This is a genomic window from Rhodanobacter sp. UC4443_H10 (assembly GCF_052978325.1).
Genome location: NZ_CM129668.1, coordinates 974,647 through 997,395, shown reverse-complemented (window position 1 = coordinate 997,395; position 22,749 = coordinate 974,647). Strand labels below are relative to the sequence as shown.

Genomic DNA, 22,749 nt, shown 5'->3' with positions numbered 1-22,749 from the left:
GCCTGCTCCATGTCTCCGCATGGCCCGCGCCGGGAGCTGTTTGCGCGCAGGCCAAGGAAGAACGAAGGAGTGGACGTCCGTCCACGACCGAGTGATGACGCAGGGATGCGGGCAAACAGACCCGGCCCTTCGGGTTGCCTTGCCGTGGCCGCCATGCGGCAGCGCGCGGCTTGACCTGCCAGCCAGGCAGGCGCTGCGCCACGCGCCACCACCTGACGGCCACGGCAAGGCAACGCGGGCTATGCGGAGACATGGAGCAGGCTCTCACTCAGCGCTTGCCGCCAAAGATGCCGCCCAGCACGCCGCGCAGGATCTGTCGGCCGAGCTGGCTGCCCGCGGTGCGCACCATCTGCTTGCCCATCGTCTCGATCATGCCCTGGCGGCGCTTGGTGCCGAACAGGGCGTCATGCACGGCGCCGCCCCAGCCGCCGTCCGCTTCCTTCGCCGAGCCATTGGCCGGCGCGTCGGCCGCCACGGTGGCGGCATTGGCGGCCTTGTCCTCGGCGCGCTTGGCCAGCATCTCGGCGGCCGATTCGCGATTGACCGTGGTGTCGTATTTCGCGCCCACCGGCGAGCGCTGGCGGATGGTGCCGCGCTCGGCCTCGGTGATCGCGCCGATGCGGCAGCACGGCGTGGTCACCAGCACCTGTTCCACCGGCGTGGGCACGCCGCCGTGGGCCAGCGTCGAGGCCAGCGCCTCGCCCACGGCCAGCTTGGTGATCGCCTCGGTGACGTCGAGTTTCGGGTTGGCGACGAAAGTTTCCGCCGCCGCCTTGACCGCCTTCTGGTCGCGCGGGGTGAACGCGCGCAGCGCATGCTGGATGCGGTTGCCGAGCTGGCCGAGGATCACGCCGGGCACGTCGTCGGGGTTCTGCGAGCAGAAGTACACGCCGACGCCCTTGGAGCGGATCAGCCGCACCACCTGTTCCACCCGCTGCAGCAACGCCGGCGAGGCGTCGTCGAACAGCAGGTGCGCCTCGTCGAAGAAGAACACCATCTTCGGCTGGTCGAGATCGCCCACTTCGGGCAATTGCTCGAACAGTTCGGACAGCAGCCACAACAGGAAGGTGGAGTACAGCCGCGGCTTCATGATCAGCTGGTCGGCGGCCAGCACGTTGATGATGCCGCGCCCGCTCATGTCCTGGCGCATCAGGTCGGCCAGTTCCAGTGCCGGCTCGCCGAAGAACTGGTCGGCGCCGTCGCCCTCGAGTTTCAGCAGGGCGCGCTGGATCGCCGCGATGCTGGTCGTGCTGATCAGCCCGTACTGGGTGGACAGCGCCTTGGCGTTCTCGGCGGCGTAGGTGAGCAGGGCGCGCAGGTCGGCCAGGTCCAGCAGCAGCCAGCCCTGGTCGTCGGCGGCCTTGAACACCACTTCGAGCACGCCTTCCTGGGTGTCGTTCAATTCCAGCACGCGGCCGAGCAGGGTCGGACCCATCTCGCTGACGGTGGCGCGCACCGGGTGGCCGAGCTTGCCGTAGATGTCCCAGAACACTACCGGGTTCGCCTGCGCCTTCCAGTCCGCGAGCTTGAGCTTTTCCAGGCGCGCCTTGAGCTTGTCGCCCGGCTCGCCCGCGGCCATCGCCAGGCCGGCCAGGTCGCCCTTGGCATCGGCCAGGAAGCACGGCACGCCCAGCCGCGAGAAGCCTTCGGCCAGCACCATCAGCGACACGGATTTGCCGGTGCCGGTGGCGCCGGCGATCATGCCGTGGCGATTGCCGTAGTGCGGGTCCAGGCTGACGCTGGTGCTGTCGTTGCGGCCGATCAGGATGTCAGTCATGGCGGTCCTTCCATTGGTGGTGACGCGATTGTAGCCAACCCGACGCGTGGCTCGCGGTTGTGACGCCGTGCGTTGAGTCCGGCTTCGCGGCCGGCTATGGTGAATGCTTTTTGCAGGTGAAGTTCTTCATGTCGTTGCCCCACGTCTTTCGCCCGCGGCACCTCGCGTCGCTTGTGCTGGCCTGCACCTTGCTGGGCGGCTGCGCCAGCAGCGGCGGCGACAGGACCCCGACGCCGGCCGATGCGCTGTACGGCCAGTTGAACCAGGCCAGCAAGGGCTACGAGACCGCCTTGCAGCAGGCGCGCGAAGGCGACAGCGATGCGTCGGCACTGAGCCTGCGCCAGTCGCTCGACTTGCTGAAGCAGTCGTCGGCGAAATGTGCGGTCACCGCCGGCTGCGATCCGCAGCGCTTCTTTTCCGTATTCGACCGCCTGCTGCGCCTGAAAGATGGCGATTTCGACGACCTCCCGGATCTGTCCGGGGATGTCGAGTCGTCGCAGGCGGCGCTGGCCACCGGTCATGCCGGTGCGGCCAGCCTGCCGCAGGCGCAGCGCAGCGTGACGCTGCTGCACGGACAGAAGCTGTCGCAGCTGATCGCGATGAACGGGCCGGTGAAGGCAGCGCTGGAGATGTGGCTGACCCAGCGCCGGCCTTACCTGATGGACGCCTGGGTCAATTACCAGTACCTGCGCCACGATATGTGGCCGGCCTACCAGAAGGCCGACCTGCCCGAGGCGCTGCTGTTCGGCATGGTGGCCCAGGAATCCGGCGGCAAGGTGCACGCGGTGTCGCGCTCCGGCGCCTCCGGCCCGCTGCAGTTCATGTATTCCACCGGCATGCGTTTCGGGCTGGGCGTGGACAACGGCTTCGACATGCGCTTCGACCCGGCCGCCTCGGCGCGGGCCAATGCCGAATACCTCAACGAGCAGTTGCGCATCTTCAACAACAACCTGGAGCTCGTCATCGGCGCCTACAACGGCGGCGAAGGCCGCATGCGCCGGGCGGTGGGCGACGACCCGTCGGTGAGTTTCTACGACCCGCGCATCTACGACCAGATGTCGCCCGAGACGCGCGACTACGTGCCGGCGGTGCTGGCGGCGGCGTGGCTGTTCCTGCATCCAGACAGCTACAACCTGCGCTTCCCGAAGATCGACGGCGACCCCGGCAGCATCACGCTCAAGCGCGCCGCGTCGCTTGATGAGCTCACCGTCTGCCTGGGTTCGGCCGATGGCATGGAGGAGGGCTGGTTCCGCACCCTGCGCAACCTCAATCCGCGGCTCGACCCCGATACCAGCCAGCCGGTCGGCGCCACGCTGCGGGTGCCCAAGCGACTGGAGCGTGCCTATGCCGCCCGTTGCGTCGATGGTCCGTGGCCGATCCTCGCGGCGGACCTGCACCGTGCGACGGTGCCGGTGGTACCCGATCCGGCGCAGGCGCTGGCGAAGGCGGGTGCGCAGAGAACGACCACGTATCGCGTGCGCCGCGGCGACACCTTGATCAGCATCGTGCGCAAACTGCATTGTTCCAGCGTGCAGGAGATTTCCGAGATCAACGATCTCCAGCACCACCGCATCCGGGTGGGCCAGCATCTGAAGGTGCCGGTCTGCCGTTGAGGCGCGGGGTGGGGCGCCGCCGCGCGGTCAGGCGACGGCGCTCTCCTGCATCCAGCTGTCCGAGGTATCGCTGCGGCTGCCGCCGCCGTGGAGCTCCTTGAGCTCGCGCAGCAACTGCAGCAACTGCCGGTGCTGGGCCTGCAGGTTGGGCTGGGTGGCGGTCTTGGTCTCGTGATAGGCGACCGCCAGCCACAGCGCGATGCCGCGCAGCGCGACCTCGGCGTTGTTCGAACGTGCACGCTCGTAGCCCAGGTCGGTGCCTTGTCCCCACGGCAGGTAGCGCGATTCCGGCGTGGTGCCGTACAGGTGCGGGAAATCGCAGCGCGAGGCTTGGCCGATCTCGCGCAGGGTGAGCATGCTCAGCCGATCGCGGCTGCGCTTGGGCAGGGTCCGGATGCTGCGTTCGACATCGCGGAACTGGCGGCCAAGCTGGCGCGAACGCACCACCGCGAAGAATGGAGTGAGTATCTGCATGGTTCCCCTCGGCACAGGTTCGGCACGGCATGTTGGCCGGTCCGTCGCGAGGAGGTTAACCGGCCACCCCCGGAATTTGCGCGCATAGCGTCACAAAATGACGCGCAACGTCAGTTTTCGGGAAAGTGGCCGCCTGCCACCCTGATCTGGCCGATCCGCTGGCCCACGCGAACGTGCTGTTGCGGCGGCAGCGGATCGACCGTCGCGCTGCCCGGCGGCAACAACACGATCACGGTCGAACCCATGTTGAAGCGCGCCATCTCGGCGAAGCGTTCCAGCGTGATGTCCTGCCCGGCAAACGATTTGCGGCGGATCGACGAGGCGTACGGCGGGATCACCAGGCCGTCCCAGACCGTGGCCACCGACGAGACCAGGATCGCGCCGACCATCACCACCACGAAGGGGCCGCGTTCGCCGTCGAAATGGCAGACCAGCCGCTCGTTGCGCGCGAACAGCCGCGGGATCGCCTCCACCGCGAATGGCGCCACGCTGAAGATGCGCCCCGGCACATGCACGGTTTCGCGCAGCGTTCCCTTCATCGGCATGTGCACCCGATGGTAGTCGCGCGGCGACAGGTAGACCGTCACGAAGCTGCCGTTGCGGTACGGCGCGGCGGCGGCCTGGTCGCCGCCGAGCAGTTCGGCGGCGGTGTAATCCTGCCCCTTCGCCTGGAAAATCCGCCCGTCGACGATGCGCCCGGCCTGGCTGATGCGCCCGTCGGCGGGTGAGAGCAGGGTGGCCGGATCGGCATCCGCCTGGCGCGCGCCGGGTTTCAGCTTGCGCGTGAAGAACGCATTGAAATGCTGGTAGGCCAGCGGGTCGGACTGCGCGGCCTCGGCCATGTCCACGTCGTAGTTGCGCACGATGGTGGCGATCAGCCAGTTCTTCCACGGCGCAAACGTCCAGCGCGTGGCCCAGTAGACCAGGCGGGACAGGAAGCGGTGCGGAAGGACGTATTGGAGGAATACCTTGAAAGTCATCCGGGCAGTATAGGGGCGAGGAGTGAGTGGAGAGGCGAGGAGTGAGTGGAGAGGAGTGAGAAAAGAGAGGAACGCATGGGATCGCCGGCAACTGCCTTGGCTTTCTCTCACTTCTCACTCCTCTCCACTCACTCCTCGCCCCTATACTTGCGGGCCATTCCGCTCCGGGCACCACCGTGACTGCCGATCTCGCCACCATCATCGACTTCATCCGTTACGGCGCCAGCCGCTTCTCGGCCGCCGGGCTGACTTTCGGGCACAGCCACGACAACCCGATCGACGAGGCCACGCATCTCGTGCTGGCCAGCCTGCATCTGCCGCCGGACATTCCGCCGGCCTACGGCGCCGGCCGGCTCACCGCGGAAGAGCGCGCGAACGTGCTGGCGCTGATCGAGCGGCGCGTCAACGAGCGCCTGCCGGTGGCCTACCTGGTCGGCGAGACCTGGTTCGCCGGGCTGAAGTTCAAGAGCGACCGCCGCGCGCTGGTGCCGCGCTCGCCGATCGCCGAGCTGATCGAGACGGGCTTCACGCCGTGGCTGGACGAGCGCCACGTCGAGCGCGCGCTGGACCTGTGCACCGGCTCGGGTTGCATCGGCATCGCGATGGCCGAGTACAACCCCGAATGGCAGGTCGACATCGTCGACATCAGCGACGAGGCGCTGTCGCTGGCGCGCGAGAACATCGCGTTCCAGCACGTCGAGGGCCGCGTCGAGGCGATCCAGTCGGATCTGTTCGCCGGCGTGGCCGGGCGCAAGTACGACCTGATCGTCTCCAACCCGCCCTACGTCACCGAGGACGAGTACGCGGCGCTGCCGGGCGAATACGCGCACGAGCCCAAGCTGGGCCTGACCTCCGGCGCGGACGGCCTGGACCTGTGCCTGCGCATGCTGGACGAGGCGGCTGGTCATTTGACCGAGGACGGCCTGCTGATCGTGGAGGTGGGCGAGAGCGAGCACGCGCTGTCCGCGCTGCTGCCGGAGGTCCCGTTCGTGTGGATCGAGTTCAAGGTCGGCCCGATGGGCGTGTTCGCGCTGGAGCGGCGCGACCTGGTCGAGCATGCGGCGGCGATTCACGCCGCGGCTGTCGCACGCCGCCCGGGCTGACATGGAACTGGTCACGGCGCGACTGCGGATCGACCCGTTGCGCGCTGAAGACGCCGCGGCGCTGTTCGCCCTGCGCAGCGACCCCGTGGTGGCGCGCTACCAGGGTTGGCGGCCAGCCGATCTCGCCGCCGCGCGTGCCTTCATCGAGCGACAATCGCCCGCAGCCACTCCCGCCGGCTGGTTCCAGCGCGCGATCCGCCTGCGCGAGGACGGCCGGCTGATCGGCGATCTTGGCGTGAACCTGCCCGAGGATGCGATGGAATCGGTCGAGTTCGGCATCAGCCTCGCGCCGGCCGGGCAGGGCCGTGGCTACGCCGGCGAGGCCGTGCGCGCCCTGTTCGGGCAGGTATTCGGCCCGTGGCGTCGGCACCGCATCCACGCCTCGGTCGACCCGCGCAACCAGGCCTGCCTCGCCCTGCTGCGTTCGCTGGGCATGCGCCAGGAAGCCCATCACTGCGAAAGCCTGTGGCTGCACGGCGAATGGGTGGACGACATGATCTTCGCCATGCTCTCCCGCGAGTGGCCAGCGGCGCCACGGCAGGAGCCCGCTCGCGGGCGATGTTCTTGAACCGGGATGACCAGACATTCGTCTGTCGAGAGCCGGGATTGGGGATTCGGGATTCGCAAGATTAAAAAGGCATCGCCCACGAGCGGGCTCCTACAAGAGGGGTGGTGCCGGTATGCTCTGGGCTTTGATCCCGGACGCGCGATGTCAAGCAATTCCTTCGGCAAGCTGTTCACCGTCACCACCTTCGGCGAAAGCCACGGGCCGGCGATCGGCTGCGTGATCGACGGCTGCCCTCCGGGGCTGGCCATCGCCTCGGAAGAGTTCCGCACCGACCTCGAGCGCCGCGCCACCGGCCGCAGCCGCTACACCTCGCAGCGGCACGAGGCGGACGAGGTGGAGATTCTTTCCGGCGTGTACCAGGGCAAGACCACCGGCACGCCGGTCGCGCTGCTGATCCGCAACACCGACCAGCGCAGCAAGGACTACGGCGAGATCGAGCAGACCTTCCGCCCCGGCCACGCCGACTACACCTACTGGCAGAAGTACGGCATCCGCGACCCGCGCGGCGGCGGGCGCTCCTCGGCGCGCGAGACCACCATGCGCGTGGCCGCCGCCGTCGTGGCGAAGAAATGGCTGGCCGAACGCCACGGCGTGCACGTGCGCGGCTACCTGGCGCAGATCGGCGAGGTCGTGCCCGGTGCGTTCGACTGGAGCGCGGTGGAGCAGAACCCGTTCTTCTGGCCCGATGCATCGCAGGTGCCGGCGCTGGAGGACTACATCAACAAGCTGCGCAAGTCCGGCGATTCGGTCGGCGCGCGCGTCAACGTGGTCGCCGAGGGCGTGCCTCCTGGCTGGGGCGAGCCGGTCTACGGCAAGCTGGACGGCGACCTGGCCAGTGCGCTGATGTCGATCAACGCAGTCAAGGGCGTGGAGGTCGGCGATGGTTTCGCCGCCGTCGCCCAACGCGGGAGCGTACATCGCGATGAAATGCGTTTGGACGGCTTTACGTCCAATCACGCCGGTGGCATTCTCGGTGGCATCAGCACGGGACAGGCGGTGACCGCCTCGATCGCGTTGAAGCCCACCTCCAGCATCCTGATCCCCGGCCGCAGCGTGAACCTGGCCGGCGAGCCGGTGGACGTGGTCACCAAGGGGCGTCACGACCCCTGCGTCGGCATCCGTGCCACGCCCATCGCCGAGGCGATGATGGCGCTGGTGCTGATGGATCACGCCTTGCGCCATCGGGCGCAATGCGGCGACGTGGGGCCGGTCGCGCCACGCATCGCCTGAGGCCGAGCCACCGCCACCGGAACCCGTTCGATGACCGACAAGCCGCGCGTCTGGGTGTCCCGCCCCACTTTCCCCGGTGTCATCGCCCGGCTGGAGCCGCATTTCCAGGTGACCGTGGAGGAGACCGAACGCAAGTTCAGTCCTGCCGAACTGGCCGCCCGGCTGGCAGGGCAGGATGCGGTGATCGTCGGCCTCAAGGACCGCATCGGCGCGGCCGAAATCGGTGCGGCCGAGCGCCTGCGTATCGTGGCCAACCTTGCAGTGGGCTACGACAACATCGACGTCGACGCGATGAGCGCTGCCGGCATCGCGGTGTCCAACACCGCCGACGTGCTCAACGAGAGCGTGGCCGACTTCGCCTGGGCGCTGCTGCTGGGCGCGGCCCGGCGCATGACTGCGGCCGAGCGCTGGCTGCGTGCCGGCCACTGGCATGCCACCGAGTTCAAGGCGTGGCTGGGCAGCGACGTGCGCGGTCGCACCCTGGGCATCCTCGGCATGGGCCGCATCGGCCAGGCCATCGCCCATCGCGCGGTCGGCTTCGGCATGCCGGTGATCTACCACAACCGCTCGCCGCTGCCCGAGGCGGTCGAGCGCGCCTGCAACGCACGCCACGTGGACAAGGCGCAGTTGCTGGGCGAGTCCGATTTCCTGGTGTTGGCCTTGCCGCTGACGCCGCGCACCCGACACGCCATCGGCGCGGCCGAGCTGGCCCTGATGAAGCCGACCGCGATGCTGGTCAACATCGCCCGCGGCGGCATTGTCGACGACGCCGCGCTGGCCGCGGCGTTGCGCGACCGGCGCCTGGCCGGCGCGGCGCTGGACGTGTTCGAGGGCGAACCGAAGCTGCATCCGGCGCTGCTCACGCTCGACAACGTGGTGCTCAGCCCCCATATCGCCAGCGCCACGACCGATACCCGCCGCGCGATGACATCGGTGGCGGTGGACAATGTGCTCGCGTTGTTCGGCCATGGTCCGCACGCAGGACGACCACCCAACCTCCTCAACCCGAACGTGCTGTGACCGGCACGCCTCCACTTCCAGAGCAACCCATTCCATGAGTCACAAGAGCAGTTACAAGGTCGCCATGGTCGGCGCCACCGGTGCCGTCGGCGAAGCCCTGCTGGCCATCCTCGCCGAGCGCGAGTTTCCGGTCAGCGAGCTGGTGCCGCTGGCCAGCGAGCGATCAGCCGGTGGCAAGGTCAGCTTCGGCGGGAAGCAGGTCACCGTGCAGTTGCTGGATACCTACGACTTCGCCGGCGTCGACATCGCGTTCTTCTCCGCCGGCGGCTCGGTCAGCCGCGAACACGCGCCGCGCGCGGCAGCGGCCGGCGCGGTGGTGATCGACAACACTTCCGAGTTCCGCTATCAGGACGACATCCCGCTGGTGATCAGCGAGGTCAACCCGCACGCGATCGCCCAGTACACCAACCGCGGCATCATCGCCAACCCGAATTGCTCGACCATGCAGATGCTGGTCGCGCTGGCGCCGATCCACCGCGCGGCGCAGATCGAGCGGATCAACGTGGCCACCTACCAGTCCGTCTCCGGTGCCGGCCGCAGCGGCATGGAGGAGCTGGGCCGACAGACCGCGGCCCTGCTGAATTTCCAAAGCGTGGAACCGGGCAAGAAATTCCCGGTCCAGATCGCGTTCAATGTGATCCCGCAGATCGACGACTTCCAGCCCAACGGCTACACCAAGGAGGAGATGAAGCTGGTGTGGGAGACCCGCAAGATCCTGGAGGACGAGTCGATCCAGGTGAACCCGACCGCGGTGCGCGTGCCGGTGTTCTATGGCCATTCCGAGGCGGTGCACATCGAGACCAGCGACAAGATCACCGCCGAGGAGGCGCGCGAACTGCTGCGCCAGGCGCCGGGCGTGGTGCTGATTGACGAGCGCAAGCCGGCCGGCTACCCGACCCCGGTGGCGCAGGCGGCCGGGACCGATGGCGTGTTCGTCGGGCGCATCCGCGAGGACATCTCGCATGAGCGCGGGCTGGACCTGTGGGTCGTCTCGGACAACATCCGCAAGGGTGCGGCCTTGAATGCGGTGCAGATTGCCGAGTTGCTGATCGAGGATTATCTCTGACCATGCGTGTCCTGCCGTCTCTTGCCGCCATCGGCATCCTGCTCACCGCGTCGGCCTGGGCCGCGCCGCCGGCCGGACCGGCCCGCGCCGGCTCGACGGCCGTCCCGGCACTGCCGGCCGTACGGCAGCGGATGCAACGCAATCAGGTCGAGGTGAAGCGCCTGCAGCAGGAGGTGGCGCGTCAGGAATCGGCCAGCCAGCGCGCCAGCCGGCGCCTGGAGCAGCAGGACGCGCAGATCGCCGAGTTGCGCCGCCAGTTGTTGCAGGTGCGGGCCGCGGTGCCTGATGACCACCCATGACGGTGTGTCCGGGGCAAGAACCGGCAGCAGCAATGTGTCGCAAGTATTCGCCGCGGCTATTGTTGATTGCGCTTCTTGTAACTAAAGTGGCGGCACGGTGACGCGGCCGCCGCCCTGGTGGCGGCATCTTTTCAACAAGAAAGCGTCAGGGATCGCTCGGGGGAACATGCATGAATCGTTCGTTGAAATTGTCGATGCTGGTGGCGCTGGCGCTGGGGAGCAGCCAGCTCCTGGCCGTGGACATGGGCCAGGTCCAGGTCAAATCGGCATTGGGACAGCCGCTGCTGGCCGAGATTCCGCTGCACCCGGCCAGTCCGGCCGAGTTGCAGGGTCTCAAGGTGAAACTGGCCTCCAGCGAGCAGTTTGCCCGGGCCGGCATCGTCGGCGGGCGCACCGACATTCCGCTGCACTTCAGCGTTGCCACCGGCGCGCACCCGGTGATCCGCATCACCAGCAGCGAACCGGTGAACGATCCCTATCTCGACCTCCTCATTGAAGTGGACGGCAAGGACGGCCCCAGCGTGCGCGAGTACGCGATCCTGCTCGATCCACCCGGCTCGCACCCGGTCGCGGCAACCCCCGCGCCGGCGCCAGTGGCGGCGCCGCGCCCGGCCAGCCCGGCGCCGCGCCCTGCGCAGCGCGCTCCCGCCCCGGCGCCGCAAGCGGCAGCGGCTACCCGCACACCGGCTCCCGCTGCCGTCGAGAACGGCCGTCTCGGTCCGGTGCAGAGCGGCCAGACGCTGTCGGGCATCGCCCGCAGCGTGACGCCGACCGGCGTCGACGTGCGCCAGATGATGCTGGCCCTGCAGCAGGCCAATCCGGACGCCTTCTATCGCGACAACATCAACGCGCTCAAGAGCGGCGCGGTGTTGCGCGTGCCCAGCGCCTCCGAGGCGCAGGCCATGAGCCTGGCCGCGGCGGCCGCCGAGGTGAGCCGGCAGAACAGCGACTGGCGCGCCGGCACGCCGGGCAAGCCCGCGGTGGTGGCCGATGCGGCAACGCGCGCTTCCTCCTCCGGCTCGCCCACCACCGGCGCGGCCGACAACGAGGACCGGCTGGCGCTGGTGCCTCCGCAGGCCGGCACCGTCGGCGGCGGGCAGTCATCCGGCAAGACCGACCAGTCGGCTGCCAGCCTGCGCGAGGAATTGCTGCGCTCCCGCGAAAGCGTGGCCAGCCTGAAGCAGCAGAGCGGCGACCTGAAGGCGCGGCTGAAAGACCTCACCGACATCAACGCCAAGAACGAACACCTGCTGTCGCTGAAGGACAGCGAGATCGCCGAGTTGCAGGCCAAGCTGGCCGCTGCACGCAAGGGCACCGGCGCGCCGGCAACCGCTCCCGTGGCTGCGAGCACGGTAGCGGAACCCGCAGCGCTCGCGCCGGCGGTGGCCAGCGCCGGCAGCAGCGCCGAGGCCAGCGAGAGCCCGGTGGCCTCGGCCTCCTCCGGCGCGGCGACCTCGGCATCGGTGGCAGCGGCAGGCACCGCGTTCGCGCCGGCCGGTTCGGCCTCGCTGGCTACTGCCAGTGCGACACCGGCTGCTGCGGCCACGGTTGCGGCCGAACCTGCGTCCGCACCCGCGCCCGCGCCCGCCCCGGCACGCGTGGTCGAGCAACCCTGGTACATGCAGACTTGGGCCTGGGCCGCAGCGGCCGGCGCGGTCATCGTGTTGATTCTGCTTGCCGTTCTCGGTCGCCGCCGCAAGCCTGCGGCCGCCGCCAAGACGGGGGGAGCCTCGCTGGCCGATCGTTTCGGCGCCACGCCGCCGGCAGGCGAGGGCGACGACGATCTGCTGGCCGATGGCGATACCGACCAGGAGCAACTGCTCGACCAGCTGGCCGAGCATCCGGACGACATCTACCTGCATCTGGAACTGGTCACGCTGTACTACTCGCGCCGCGACGTGGAGCGTTTCGAGGCCGCGGCCGAAGCGATGCACGCCCACATCACCGACCCGGAACAGGACGAGTGGCAGGACGTGGTGCACATGGGCGAGGATCTCGCGCCGGGGCATCCGTTGTTCGACCATCATGCGGAGCCTGCTGACGTCGAGTCCGAGGCGACGCAGGCGTTCGACATCGACGACTACGCCGACGACAGCGACGCACCCACCGTGGTTTCCCCGCTGCCGCCGGCGCTGCCGACCGGCACGAAGAAAGTCACCGAGTACAGCTTCGATTTCGACCTGACCCAGCCCGCAGCCGGTGGTTCGCGCACGGCGCCGCCGGCGGCCGCGGACGACATTACCGTGGTCAAGCCGCACGCCGAGCCGAAGGCTTCCTGGGATGCGCCGGAAACCGGCGCGTCCGCCGCGGAGTCGGCTGAGTTCAGCGACGATCCGGTCGATACCAAACTCGACCTGGCGCGCGCCTATCTCGACATGGGCGATGCCGATGGCGCCCGCGCGATGCTGGGCGAAGTGCTCAAGGAAGGCAGCCAGATGCAGCGCGACGTGGCGCGCAAGCTGCTCGACGGTCTGGGCTGAGATCGCATCGCGAACGGGACGGAACCGGGCCGGCCTTGCCGGCCCGATTTCTTTTCGGCGGGCATGACGTCGGTGCCTGCCTGCTAATCTTCGACGCTTCCTTCCGGATCTGCGGCATCCATGCGCATCGCCCTCGGCATCGAGTATGACGGCACCGATTTCTTCGGCTGGCAACGCCTGACCGAAGGGCCGAGCGTGCAGGGCGCAGTGGAGGAGGCCTTGTCGAAAGTGGCGGCCCATCCGGTGCTGGTCAGTTGCGCAGGACGCACCGACGCCGGCGTCCACGGCCGCTGCCAGGTGGTGCATTTCGATACCGATGCACGCCGCGAATTGCGCGGCTGGGTGCTGGGCGCGTGCTCGAACCTGCCGGCCAGCGTGGCCGTGTTGTGGGCGCAACCGGTGCCGGACAGCTTCCACGCGCGCTTCTCCGCGCGCAGCCGCCGTTATCGCTACCACATCCTCAACCGGCCGGTGCGCGCCGCACTGGACGCGCGCTACGTCACCTGGGAGCGCCTCCCGCTGGACGCGCAGCGCATGCACGAAGCCGCGCAATCCTTGCTGGGCGAGCACGACTTCAGCGCGTTCCGGGCGCTGTCGTGCCAGGCGCCGCACCCGCGGCGCTCGGTGCTCGAGATCAGCGTTCGCCGCGAGGGCGAGCACGTCATGCTGGAGATCGAGGCCAATGCCTTCCTGCACCACATGGTGCGCAACATCGCGGGTTCGCTGCTGCTGGTCGGTCGCGGCGAGCAGCCGGTGGAATGGATGGCCGAACTGCTCGCCGGCCGCGACCGCCAGGTGGCCGGACCGACTGCGCCGGCCTCGGGGCTGACCTTCATCGGCCCGCGCTACGAGGCGCACTGGGGCCTGCCCACCGAAGTCTGCCTGACGGGAGCCGGCCCGTGACCCGCATCAAATGCTGTGGCATGACCCGCGTCGAGGATGCGCTGCTCGCCGCGCGGCTCGGCGCCGATGCGATCGGCCTGGTGTTCACCGCGCGCAGCAAGCGGCAGGTGACGCTGGCGCGTGCGCGCGAGATCGTCGCGGCGCTGCCGCCGTTCATCGCCACGGTGGCCCTGTTCATGGACGACGCGGCGGCGCTGGTGCGGCAGGTGGTCGATGAAGTCGATCCCGCGCTGCTGCAGTTCCATGGCGATGAGGGCGACGACTGGTGCGCACGGTTCGACCGCCCCTTCGTCAAGGCGATCGCGATGGGCGATGGCGCTGCCGCGCTGCCGCGCCTGCTCGATTACCCGCGCGCCGCCGGCCTGTTGCTGGACGGCCATGCACCCGGCGAGGCGGGCGGCAGCGGCAAGGCGTTCGACTGGTCGTTGCTGCCCGGCAATCTGGCGCAGCCGCTGATCCTGGCCGGTGGCCTGCACGCCGGCAACGTGGGCGATGCGGTGCGCGCGGCACGTCCGTGGGCGGTGGATGTGGCCAGCGGAGTGGAATCGGCACCGGGGATCAAGGACGTGGCGCGGCTCGAAGCCTTCATCCGCGCGGTGCGCGCGGCCGACGCGGAGCAGGCGGCATGCCGGGAGTGATCGAGGAATATCGCGGCGCCGGGCAAGCACTCGAACTCGCGGGCCTGGTGGATCGTGCCCGCCCGCTGGTGATCCGCGGCCTCTGCTGCGACTGGCCGATGGTGGCGTGGTCGCGGCAGTCGGACACCGCCTTTGCGCAAGGCCTGGCGAAGCTGGACAACGGCCGCGAGGTCGACGCGCTGCTGATGCCGGCAGGCGAGGGCGGCGTGATCGGCTACAACGCGAATGTCGACGGTTTCAACTACGCGCATCACCGCGTCTCGATCACCCGGGGCCTGCAGCGGCTGGCGGCCTACAGTCGCCAGGACAATCCGCCGGGGCTGGCGATGCAGAGCGCGCTGATCGCCGACTGCCTGCCCGGACTGCTGGAGGATCATGCGGTTCCCTTCATCGACAAGGCGATCCAGCCGCGCATCTGGATCGGCAACAAGGTCACCACGCCGGCGCATTTCGACGAGTACCACAACGTCGCCTGTGTGGCGTGCGGGGTGCGGCGCTTCACCCTGTTCGCCCCGGAGCAGGTGAGCAATCTCTATGTCGGCCCGCTGGATTTCGCGCCGACCGGCGCGGCGATCGGCATGGCGCGGCTGGATCGTCCCGACGATCCGCGTTATCCGCGCTTGAAAGATGCGCTGGCCGCGGCGCAGGTGGCCGAACTGCATCCCGGCGACGCGATCTACATCCCGCCGATGTGGTGGCACCACGTCGAGTCGCTGGAGCAGATCAATGCGCTGGTGAACTACTGGTGGAAACCGGTGCCGGCCGGGGGCGACGCACCGGCCACGGCGCTGGGCTGCCTGATGCACTGCATCCTCGTGTTCCGCGCGTTGCCGCCGGCAGAGCGGGCGGCGTGGAAAGGCCTGCTGGATCACTACGTCTTCGGCGACGACGACCCCGCCGCGCACATCCCCGCCGAGCGGCGCGGGATACTCGGCGCGCTCACGCCGGGGCAACTGGCCGAGTTCCGGGAAACCATCCGGCGTTATCTGTGAACTATCCGCTAAGATGGTCGCTTGCCGCAGTGCGGCATGCCCATCCCCGAGTGACCCCATGAGCAAGATTGCGGACTTCAACCTCTACCCCGACGCCCATGGCCGCTTCGGCGAGTATGGCGGCAGCTATGTCGCCGAGACGCTGATGGCGCCGTTGGCCGAGTTGAGCGAGGCTTACGAACGGCTGAGCACCGATCCGGCTTTCCTCGCGGAACTGGATCGCGACCTGCAGCACTACGTCGGCCGGCCCAGCCCGATCTACCACGCCGAACGGCTGTCGCGGCAGGTTGGCGGCGCGCGCATTCTGTTCAAGCGCGAGGACCTCAACCACACCGGCGCGCACAAGATCAACAACACCATCGGCCAGGCGCTGGTGGCGCGGCACATGGGCAAGCAGCGCGTCATCGCGGAAACCGGCGCCGGCCAGCATGGCGTGGCCACGGCCACGGTGGCGGCGCGCTTCGGCATGCGCTGCGTGGTGTACATGGGTGCGGTCGACATCGAGCGGCAGAAGATCAACGTCTACCGCATGAAGCTGCTCGGCGCCGAGGTGGTGCCGGTGACTTCCGGTTCGAAGACGTTGAAGGATGCGTTGAACGAGGCGATGCGCGACTGGGTCACCAACGTGGCCGACACCTTCTACATCATCGGCACCGTGGCCGGTCCGCATCCGTATCCGAAGATGGTGCGCGACTTCAATGCCGTCGTGGGGCGCGAGGCACGCGCGCAGATGCTGGCGCAATACGGCCGCCTGCCCGACGTGCTGACCGCCTGCGTCGGCGGCGGCTCCAACGCCATCGGCCTGTTCCATGCCTTCCTCAACGACGCCGACGTGCGCATCGTCGGCGCCGAGGCGGCAGGCGAGGGGATCGCTACCGGCCATCATGCCGCCTCGCTGGCGGCCGGCCGTCCCGGCGTGCTGCACGGCAACCGCACCTACGTGCTGTGCGACGACAACGGCCAGATCACCGAGACGCATTCGGTCTCCGCCGGCCTCGACTATCCCGGTGTGGGGCCGGAGCATGCCTTCCTGAAGGATGCCGGTCGCGCCGAGTACGTCGGCATCACCGACGACGAGGCGCTGGAGGCGTTCCACCTGCTGGCGCGCACCGAAGGCATCCTGGCCGCCCTGGAATCCAGCCACGCGGTGGCGCAGGCGATCAAGCTGGCGCGCGAGTTGCCCAAAGACGGCATCGTGCTGTGCAACCTGTCCGGCCGCGGCGACAAGGACGTGCACACGATCGCGGCGCGCGAGGGAGTGAGCGTGTAGCGAGGAGTGAGTGGAGAGGAGTGAGAAGTGAGAGGAAGTCTCGCACTCCAGAACCGCTCAGACCCGCCCGAGCTCTCTTTCACTTCTCACTTCTCATTACTCACTCCTGTCTTATGAGCCGCATCGACACCCGCTTCGCCCAACTCAAGGCCACCGGCCGCACCGGCCTGATCCCGTTCGTCACCGCGGGCGATCCCTCGCCGCAGCACATGGTGGCGATGATGCATGCGCTGGTGGAATCGGGGGCAGACCTGATCGAGCTGGGCGTGCCGTTTTCCGATCCGATGGCAGACGGCCCGGTGATCCAGCACGCCAGTGAGCGGGCGATCGCCAAGGGCGTCGGTCTCGCGCAGGTGCTGGGCTGGGTGCATGCATTTCGCGAACGCGATGCGGAAACCCCGGTCGTGCTGATGGGCTATCTGAACCCGCTGGAGATCCACGGCTACGCGCGCTTCGCACAGGAGGCCGTGGCGGCCGGCGTCGATGGCGTGCTGCTGGTCGATTGTCCGCTGGAGGAGTCGACCGTGCTGCAGTCGCTGCGCGAGGCGGGGTTGCAGCAGATCCTGCTCGCCGCGCCCACCACCGCACCTGCGCGTATGGCGCAGTTGTGCAGCTCGGCGGAAGGCTTCCTGTATTATGTATCGTTCGCTGGCGTCACCGGAGCGGCGCAGTTGAGCGTCAGCGAGATTGCCGAGCGCGTTGCCGAAGTCAGGAGCCTCGCCGGTACGCCGGTGGCGGTGGGGTTCGGCATTCGCGATGCGGCCAGCGCCGCAGCGATCGGCGGCTTCGCTGACGCGGTCGTCATCGGCAGCGCGCTGGTCGAAAACCTGGCGGCGGCCACGGACGCGGCGGATATCCCGGATCGTGCGCGCAGTTTCCTGCAGCCGATCCGCGCGGCGCTGGATGCACGCTGAGGGAAATGATTGCGGTTATTGCTGTTGGTTCGAGGTAGCGTGGACCCTCACCCTTTGCCCTCTCTCAAAGGGGTGCCGTGCGGGATTGGCCTCGTGAGAGGTTGCCGCATACGAACGCTCTTGTGCCCGGATGGAATTCGATTGACATGAATTGGCTGCAGAAGATCATGAACCCGCGTACCCGCACGCTCCCTTCGGGTGGCGGCAAGGGCTCGGTGCCCGAGGGCGTGTGGGAGAAATGCGCGGGCTGCGGCACCGTGCTGTACCGGCCTGAACTGGAACGCAACCTGATGGTGTGTCCCAAGTGCGGCCACCATCACTACATCAGCGCACGGGCGCGCCTGGGCGCGCTGCTGGACGAAGGTTCCGGCCAGGAACTGTGGGCCAGCATGGAACCGGCCGATCCGCTGAAGTTCCGCGATTCGAAAAAGTATCGCGACCGCATCATCGCCACCCAGAAGAAACTGGGCGAGAAGGACGCCATGGTCGCGATGAGCGGCCGCTTGAAGGGACGTCCGTTGATGGCGGTGGCGTTCGAGTTTGCCTACATGGGCGGTTCGATGGGATCGGTGGTGGGCGAGAAGTTCGCCCGCGCCGCCGAACGTGCGCTGGCCGACAAGAGCGCGCTGGTGTGTTTCTCCGCCACTGGCGGTGCGCGCATGCAGGAGGCGCTGTTCTCGCTGATGCAGATGGCCAAGACCTCGGCCGCGCTGGCGCGTCTGCGCGATGCCGGCGTGCCGTACATCAGCGTGCTGACCAACCCGACCACCGGTGGTGTCTCGGCCAGCCTGGCGATGCTGGGTGACATCAACATCGGCGAGCCCAAGGCGCTGATCGGCTTTGCCGGTCCGCGCGTGATCGAGCAGACCGTGCGCGAGACGCTGCCGGAAGGGTTCCAGCGTTCGGAGTTCCTGCTTGACCACGGTGCGATCGACCTGATCGTCGACCGCCGCGAGATGCGCGACAAGCTTGCCGACCTGTTCGGCATCCTGACCCGGGCCGATCGCGCGGCCTGAGCGTGCGTCGCGTGTCGCGGAGCGATGCCGCCCACGGGCGGCATCGTCGTATCGCGGGCCGGGTTTTCCACAGCTTCTGTGCGCCGTCGCTGTACAAGCCTGTGGACAACCGCGCTTCGTCCTTTGCCGGCAATGACTTGCCACGCCTTGATGATTTTCTGAGCAACCGCGCGAGAGTTTTCCACAGCGACTGTGGAGCACGTTCGGCAAAGCCTGTGGACAAATTCGCTATCTGCTTGAGCGCAAAGGCAGCCACGACGGCGTGAGCATATTGCGCACAGTGGGCGGCGGCGCGGTGCAGCGCTTACACTGGGAGTTCCCCTTTGCTGGAGGTTCCCTCGATGAATCGCATCCTGCTCATTCTCGCCCTCACCGGTCTGGCCACTGTCGCGATGGCAGCCGAAGCACCTGCGCTGCCGGGCACGTCGGCGCCGGCCGCCGCCAGGGTCTACATCATCTCGCCCGCGGACGGCGCCACCGTCGGCCAGGAATTCACCGTGCGCTTCGGCCTCGAGGGCATGGGCGTGGCGCCAGCGGGCGTGACCAGGGAGCACACCGGCCATCATCACCTGCTGGTCGACGTGAAGACCTTGCCCGCCGCCGGCCAGCCGATTCCGGCCGACACCAACCACATCCATTTCGGCGGCGGCCAGACCCAGACCACGCTGAAGCTGGCCCCGGGTACGCATACTCTGCAACTGGAGCTGGGTGACGCGAATCATGTGCCGTTCGTGCCGGCGGTGGTGTCGAAGAAGATCACCGTCCACGTGAAGTAATCGCGGGGGCGTGCGACCCAATCAGCCGCCGAAGTAGATCGACACGCCCAGATTGCCCTGCCACTGGTTTGCCGAGCCGTGCAGGCGATGGTCGAAGCCCGCGTCCAGTTGCACGCGGGGCGTGACCATCCACTGCACGCCGGCACCGGCGAGGCTGCCGTTGCCCTCGCCGGGCAGGTGCTGCCAGGCGAGTTCGGTGTACAGGGTCAGCGCCGACGACAGCGCATGGCTGTCGTCCAGCGCCACGGTGGGGCTGTCGGCGCCGCCGCGGCGCACGTTCTCCAGGTAAAGGCCCAGCGAGTGGCGCTCGCTGACATCCAGGTTGAACTGCGCGCCGAGCAGGTACTGGCGATGGTCTCCGCGGAACTCCCGCTCGCCGTCGGTGAAGGTGACGCTGCCCAGCAGGCCCCAGCTGAAGCCCGCATGGCTCGACGGCAGCGCCAGCTTCAGCCCCAGCTGGCTGTCGCCGCGGCCTTCCCTGTGCACGCTGCCGCCCGGGCTGGCTTGCCGCAGCACGTTCCAGGAGTCGCTGCCCAATTGCATTTCCAACGGCCCGCCGAGCCCGATGCGCAGCAAGCTGTCGGCGGTGTACTGCGACACGGTGACGCCATCCTGCCGGTCGCGGCTCCAGTCCGGCAGGCCTTGTTCGAGGATTGCCTCGCCAGCGGCCAGCACGCCCGGCGTGAAGCCGTAGCCGGGGCGGTCGAAACCGGGGTTCTCCGCCCTTGCGGGTGCGGCGGCGACAAGCAGCGCCAACGCGAGCATGGAGGTGGGCAGGGCGCGCATGCGAGGCCGGCGCTGCCCGCGGTATCGGTTAAAATCCATCGTTTCTCCTTGTTGTCCGGAACATCATGGCCGTCCGTACCCGTTTCGCTCCCAGCCCCACCGGCTTCCTGCACATCGGCGGCGCGCGCACCGCGCTGTATTGCTGGCTGGAGGCGCGTCGTCGCGGCGGACAGTTCATTCTGCGCATCGAGGATACCGATCGCGAACGTTCCACAGACGCGGCGGTGCAGGCGATCCTCGACGCCATGCACTGGCTCGGCCTCGATGCCGATGAGGGCCCGTTCTACCAGACCCGGCGACTCGATCGATACAGGCAGGTTGCCGACGAACTGGTCGCCGCCGGCAAGGCCTACTACGCCTACGAGAGCAAGGACGAGATCGAGACGATGCGCGAGGCGGCCATGAAGGCCGGCGAGAAACCGCGCTACAACGGTTACTACCGCGATCGCAACGAGGCGTGCCGCGACGACCCCAACCGGGTGATCCGCTTCCGCAACCCGATCGAAGGCTCGGTGGTATTCGAGGACAAGGTCAAGGGCCGCATCGAGATCGCCAACAGCGAGCTGGACGACCTGGTGATCTTTCGCTCCGATGGCTGGCCGACCTACAACTTCGCCGTGGTGGTCGACGACATCGACATGGGCGTCACCGAGGTGATCCGCGGCGACGATCACGTCAACAACACGCCGCGGCAGATCAACATCTATCACGCGCTCGGCGCGCCGGTGCCGGAGTTCGCGCACCTGCCGATGATCCTGGACAAGGAAGGCAAGAAGCTGTCCAAGCGCACCAACGCGGTCAGCGTGATGGATTATCGCGAGCAGGGTTTCCTGCCCCACGCGATCCTCAACTACCTGGTGCGGCTGGGCTGGTCGCATGGCGATCAGGAGATCTTCTCGCGCGAGGAGATGATCGCGCTGTTCGACATCGCCGACGTCAACAAGGCGGCCTCGCGCTTCGACACCGAGAAGCTGGCGTGGCTGAACCAGCATTACCTGAAGACCGACGAGCCGCAGTCGTTCCTGGCCGAGTTCGAATGGCACCTGCAGCGCGCCGGCGTGGACGTCGCGCAAGGCCCCGCGCCGATCGAGGTCATCGTGGCGCTGCGCGAGCGCGTGCACACGCTGAAGGAAATGGCCGAGCGGGCGAAGATCTGGTACGGCCCGATCACTGCCTGGGACGACAAGGCGGTGGCGAAGCATCTCGGCAATGCCGGTGCCCCGGGCGTGCTGGCGGCGGCGAAGACGCTGCTGAGCGCGTGCGAGTGGAAGCCGGCGGCGATCCACCTGGTCATCGAGCAGGTGGCGGCGCAGCTGGAGTTGGGCATGGGCAAGGTGGCGCAGCCGCTGCGGGTGGCAATGACCGGTACCCAGGTCTCGCCCTCGATCGAGGACACGATCTATCTCACCGGGCGCGAGGAGGCGATCCGCCGCCTCGACGCCGCGATGGCCATGACCCATGCCTGAGTTGGCGGCGCGGCGCAGCTGGCGCCAGTCTCCCCGTGGATGAGCTGTTGGCCCGCGCCACCCAGGGCGTCGATCTCGACGCTCCCGGCGCGTTCCGGCACGTCTTCTTCAATCTGTTGAATATGGTGCCCTGGGCAGCCATGTTCTGGTGGAATCTGCTGTTCGTCGCCGTGGGCCTGCTGCTCGGCTGGTGGCGCGGCCGGGTGCTGGAAGCGGTCTTGTGGTCCTGGGTGCTCGGCCCGATCGGCTGGATCGTGATCCTGCGCAGGCCGCGCGGCCAGCCGGCCGTGAAACCGCCGCCGGTGCCGCGCTGAGGCGGGCGGTGGCGGATGTATGATCGAGGCGAGGTGAATGCTTTGAACCACGATGTTGCCGACAACGCGCACGCGCACCACCCGCACCACCATCATGACGCGAAGGGTTTCGTGCGTGCGGTGGAACACGCCAGCGAGGAGCGGGGCCTGCGTCTGACCCCCCTGCGCAAGGAGGTGCTGGAACTGATCGCGGCATCTCGCATACCGGTCAAGGCGTACGAACTGCTCGACCAGCTGCGCGAACAGCACGGCAATGCCGCTCCGCCCACGGTTTATCGCGCGCTGGATTTCCTGCTCGAGAACGGCTTCATCCACAAGCTGGAGTCGATCAACGCCTTCGTCTCCTGCCACCATCCGACCGAGGCGCATCAGGTCCCATTTCTGATCTGCGACAACTGTTCCAGCGCGCAGGAGGTCTGCGACGAACGGGTCGCCGAATTGATCGAGGCGCAGGCCCGCGCGCTGGGTTTCCGGCCGCAGGCGCAGACGCTGGAAGTCCACGGTCTGTGCCGGGCCTGCCGCAAAGCCTGAACGGCGACCATCGCCCGGTAGCGCGGCCTATTGTTATAATGTAACATGCCGGCCAGATTCCCCGGCCGCCTCGCGCGGCGACGGCAGGCAGGCAGATGCATTCCGGGCAGGCAGGCACATCGCGTGGATGGCAGAGCGCCGATCGCATCGGTGCGATCGCCTCGTTCCTGTGCGCGATCCACTGTGCCTTGCTGCCCTTCGTCCTGGCCGCGCTGCCACTGGTCGGGCTGGAGTTCCTGGCCGACCATCGCTTCGAGCGGGGTTTCGTGGCGTTTGCCTGCGTGCTGGCGGTGATCGCCCTGGTGCGGGGCTTTCGGCGCCACCAGCAGCCCTTGCCGTTGCTGCTGGCCATCCCGGGGTTGCTCCTGCTGATTTCCGGCGTCACCTGGGCCGAGGGTGGACTGACCCTGGTGCATAGTGCACTGGTCACGTCGGGCGGCCTGCTGTTGGCCGCCGCGCACTTCGTCAACCTGCGTCGCGACCGCCGTGTCCAGGTCCATGTGCACGGCCCGCAATGCGCGCATTGAGGCTGG

The 22,749-nt window shown here is 68.2% G+C and carries 23 protein-coding genes; 19 read left to right on the top strand and 4 right to left on the bottom strand.

Annotated features, from left to right (window positions below):
* Positions 1-268 precede the first annotated feature (268 nt).
* The gene (locus ACVCMB_RS04675; protein ID WP_395119059.1) at positions 269-1,777 is read right to left on the bottom strand and encodes a helicase HerA-like domain-containing protein; all 1,509 of its coding nucleotides are present in this window, start codon (positions 1,775-1,777) and stop codon (positions 269-271) included.
* 128 nt (positions 1,778-1,905) lie between these two features.
* Between ACVCMB_RS04675 and ACVCMB_RS04670 the strand changes: the two genes are divergently transcribed.
* Complete coding sequence (locus ACVCMB_RS04670) at positions 1,906-3,390, top strand: transglycosylase SLT domain-containing protein (RefSeq protein ID WP_447106267.1); 1,485 nt, start codon at positions 1,906-1,908, stop codon at positions 3,388-3,390.
* A 27-nt stretch (positions 3,391-3,417) separates the two neighbouring features.
* Here ACVCMB_RS04670 and ACVCMB_RS04665 read toward each other — a convergent pair whose 3' ends face one another.
* Both ACVCMB_RS04665 and asd read right to left on the bottom strand, forming a co-directional pair.
* Complete coding sequence (locus tag ACVCMB_RS04665) at positions 3,418-3,864, bottom strand: hypothetical protein (RefSeq protein ID WP_395119055.1); 447 nt, start codon at positions 3,862-3,864, stop codon at positions 3,418-3,420.
* Positions 3,865-3,974: 110 nt separating this feature from the next.
* Positions 3,975-4,844 carry an archaetidylserine decarboxylase gene (asd, locus tag ACVCMB_RS04660; protein WP_447106266.1) on the bottom strand — a complete coding sequence of 290 codons (870 nt, stop codon included), beginning with the start codon at positions 4,842-4,844 and terminating at the stop codon, positions 3,975-3,977.
* Between the two features lie 176 nt (positions 4,845-5,020).
* Here asd and prmB point away from each other — a divergent pair, with 176 nt between their 5' ends.
* The 14 genes from prmB to ACVCMB_RS04590 all read left to right on the top strand — a co-directional run bounded on the left by prmB (position 5,021) and on the right by ACVCMB_RS04590 (position 19,119).
* Entirely contained in the window at positions 5,021-5,947 is a 927-nt protein-coding gene (prmB, locus tag ACVCMB_RS04655) for a 50S ribosomal protein L3 N(5)-glutamine methyltransferase (protein WP_395119051.1), read from the top strand.
* Between the two features lies 1 nt (position 5,948).
* Entirely contained in the window at positions 5,949-6,515 is a 567-nt protein-coding gene (locus ACVCMB_RS04650; RefSeq protein ID WP_447098688.1) for a GNAT family N-acetyltransferase, read from the top strand.
* Between the two features lie 141 nt (positions 6,516-6,656).
* Positions 6,657-7,745 carry a chorismate synthase gene (gene aroC, locus ACVCMB_RS04645; protein WP_395119047.1) on the top strand — a complete coding sequence of 363 codons (1,089 nt, stop codon included), beginning with the start codon at positions 6,657-6,659 and terminating at the stop codon, positions 7,743-7,745.
* Positions 7,746-7,775: 30 nt separating this feature from the next.
* A complete protein-coding gene (locus ACVCMB_RS04640) occupies positions 7,776-8,765 on the top strand; it encodes a 2-hydroxyacid dehydrogenase (protein WP_395119045.1) in 990 nt (329 codons plus the stop codon).
* Positions 8,766-8,799: 34 nt separating this feature from the next.
* Positions 8,800-9,831, top strand: coding sequence for an aspartate-semialdehyde dehydrogenase (locus ACVCMB_RS04635; RefSeq protein ID WP_447106265.1), 1,032 nt, complete (start codon positions 8,800-8,802; stop codon positions 9,829-9,831).
* 2 nt (positions 9,832-9,833) lie between these two features.
* The gene (locus ACVCMB_RS04630; protein WP_447106264.1) at positions 9,834-10,130 is read left to right on the top strand and encodes a hypothetical protein; all 297 of its coding nucleotides are present in this window, start codon (positions 9,834-9,836) and stop codon (positions 10,128-10,130) included.
* Between the two features lie 170 nt (positions 10,131-10,300).
* Complete coding sequence (locus ACVCMB_RS04625; RefSeq protein ID WP_395119039.1) at positions 10,301-12,610, top strand: FimV/HubP family polar landmark protein; 2,310 nt, start codon at positions 10,301-10,303, stop codon at positions 12,608-12,610.
* Positions 12,611-12,730: 120 nt separating this feature from the next.
* Positions 12,731-13,513, top strand: a complete 783-nt coding sequence (gene truA / locus ACVCMB_RS04620; protein WP_447098692.1) for a tRNA pseudouridine(38-40) synthase TruA — start codon at positions 12,731-12,733, stop codon at positions 13,511-13,513.
* Positions 13,510-14,151 carry a phosphoribosylanthranilate isomerase gene (locus tag ACVCMB_RS04615; RefSeq protein ID WP_395119035.1) on the top strand — a complete coding sequence of 214 codons (642 nt, stop codon included), beginning with the start codon at positions 13,510-13,512 and terminating at the stop codon, positions 14,149-14,151. Before truA ends, ACVCMB_RS04615 begins: the two co-directional genes overlap by 4 nt.
* Entirely contained in the window at positions 14,139-15,143 is a 1,005-nt protein-coding gene (locus ACVCMB_RS04610) for a cupin-like domain-containing protein (RefSeq protein ID WP_447106263.1), read from the top strand. Before ACVCMB_RS04615 ends, ACVCMB_RS04610 begins: the two co-directional genes overlap by 13 nt.
* Before the next feature lie 58 nt (positions 15,144-15,201).
* Positions 15,202-16,413: a tryptophan synthase subunit beta gene (trpB, locus tag ACVCMB_RS04605; protein WP_395119031.1), complete on the top strand. Its 1,212-nt coding sequence runs from the start codon at positions 15,202-15,204 to the stop codon at positions 16,411-16,413.
* Positions 16,414-16,526: 113 nt separating this feature from the next.
* Positions 16,527-17,327: a tryptophan synthase subunit alpha gene (gene trpA / locus ACVCMB_RS04600; protein ID WP_447106262.1), complete on the top strand. Its 801-nt coding sequence runs from the start codon at positions 16,527-16,529 to the stop codon at positions 17,325-17,327.
* A gap of 146 nt (positions 17,328-17,473) precedes the next feature.
* A complete protein-coding gene (accD, locus tag ACVCMB_RS04595; RefSeq protein WP_395119027.1) occupies positions 17,474-18,343 on the top strand; it encodes an acetyl-CoA carboxylase, carboxyltransferase subunit beta in 870 nt (289 codons plus the stop codon).
* 341 nt (positions 18,344-18,684) lie between these two features.
* The gene (locus ACVCMB_RS04590) at positions 18,685-19,119 is read left to right on the top strand and encodes a DUF4399 domain-containing protein (protein ID WP_447106261.1); all 435 of its coding nucleotides are present in this window, start codon (positions 18,685-18,687) and stop codon (positions 19,117-19,119) included.
* A gap of 21 nt (positions 19,120-19,140) precedes the next feature.
* On the opposite strand, the gene ACVCMB_RS04585 is transcribed toward ACVCMB_RS04590, so the two are convergent.
* On the bottom strand, positions 19,141-19,944 hold the full coding sequence (locus tag ACVCMB_RS04585) for a transporter (protein ID WP_447106260.1): 804 nt from the start codon (positions 19,942-19,944) through the stop codon (positions 19,141-19,143).
* A 26-nt stretch (positions 19,945-19,970) separates the two neighbouring features.
* Between ACVCMB_RS04585 and gltX the strand changes: the two genes are divergently transcribed.
* From gltX to ACVCMB_RS04565, 4 genes are all read left to right on the top strand, one after another.
* The gene (gene gltX / locus ACVCMB_RS04580) at positions 19,971-21,371 is read left to right on the top strand and encodes a glutamate--tRNA ligase (protein WP_447106259.1); all 1,401 of its coding nucleotides are present in this window, start codon (positions 19,971-19,973) and stop codon (positions 21,369-21,371) included.
* Positions 21,372-21,406: 35 nt separating this feature from the next.
* Entirely contained in the window at positions 21,407-21,685 is a 279-nt protein-coding gene (locus ACVCMB_RS04575; protein WP_447106258.1) for a hypothetical protein, read from the top strand.
* Between the two features lie 15 nt (positions 21,686-21,700).
* Positions 21,701-22,216, top strand: a complete 516-nt coding sequence (locus ACVCMB_RS04570; RefSeq protein ID WP_395119017.1) for a transcriptional repressor — start codon at positions 21,701-21,703, stop codon at positions 22,214-22,216.
* Between the two features lie 95 nt (positions 22,217-22,311).
* Positions 22,312-22,743, top strand: coding sequence for a MerC domain-containing protein (locus tag ACVCMB_RS04565; protein ID WP_395119015.1), 432 nt, complete (start codon positions 22,312-22,314; stop codon positions 22,741-22,743).
* Positions 22,744-22,749: the final 6 nt, after the last annotated feature.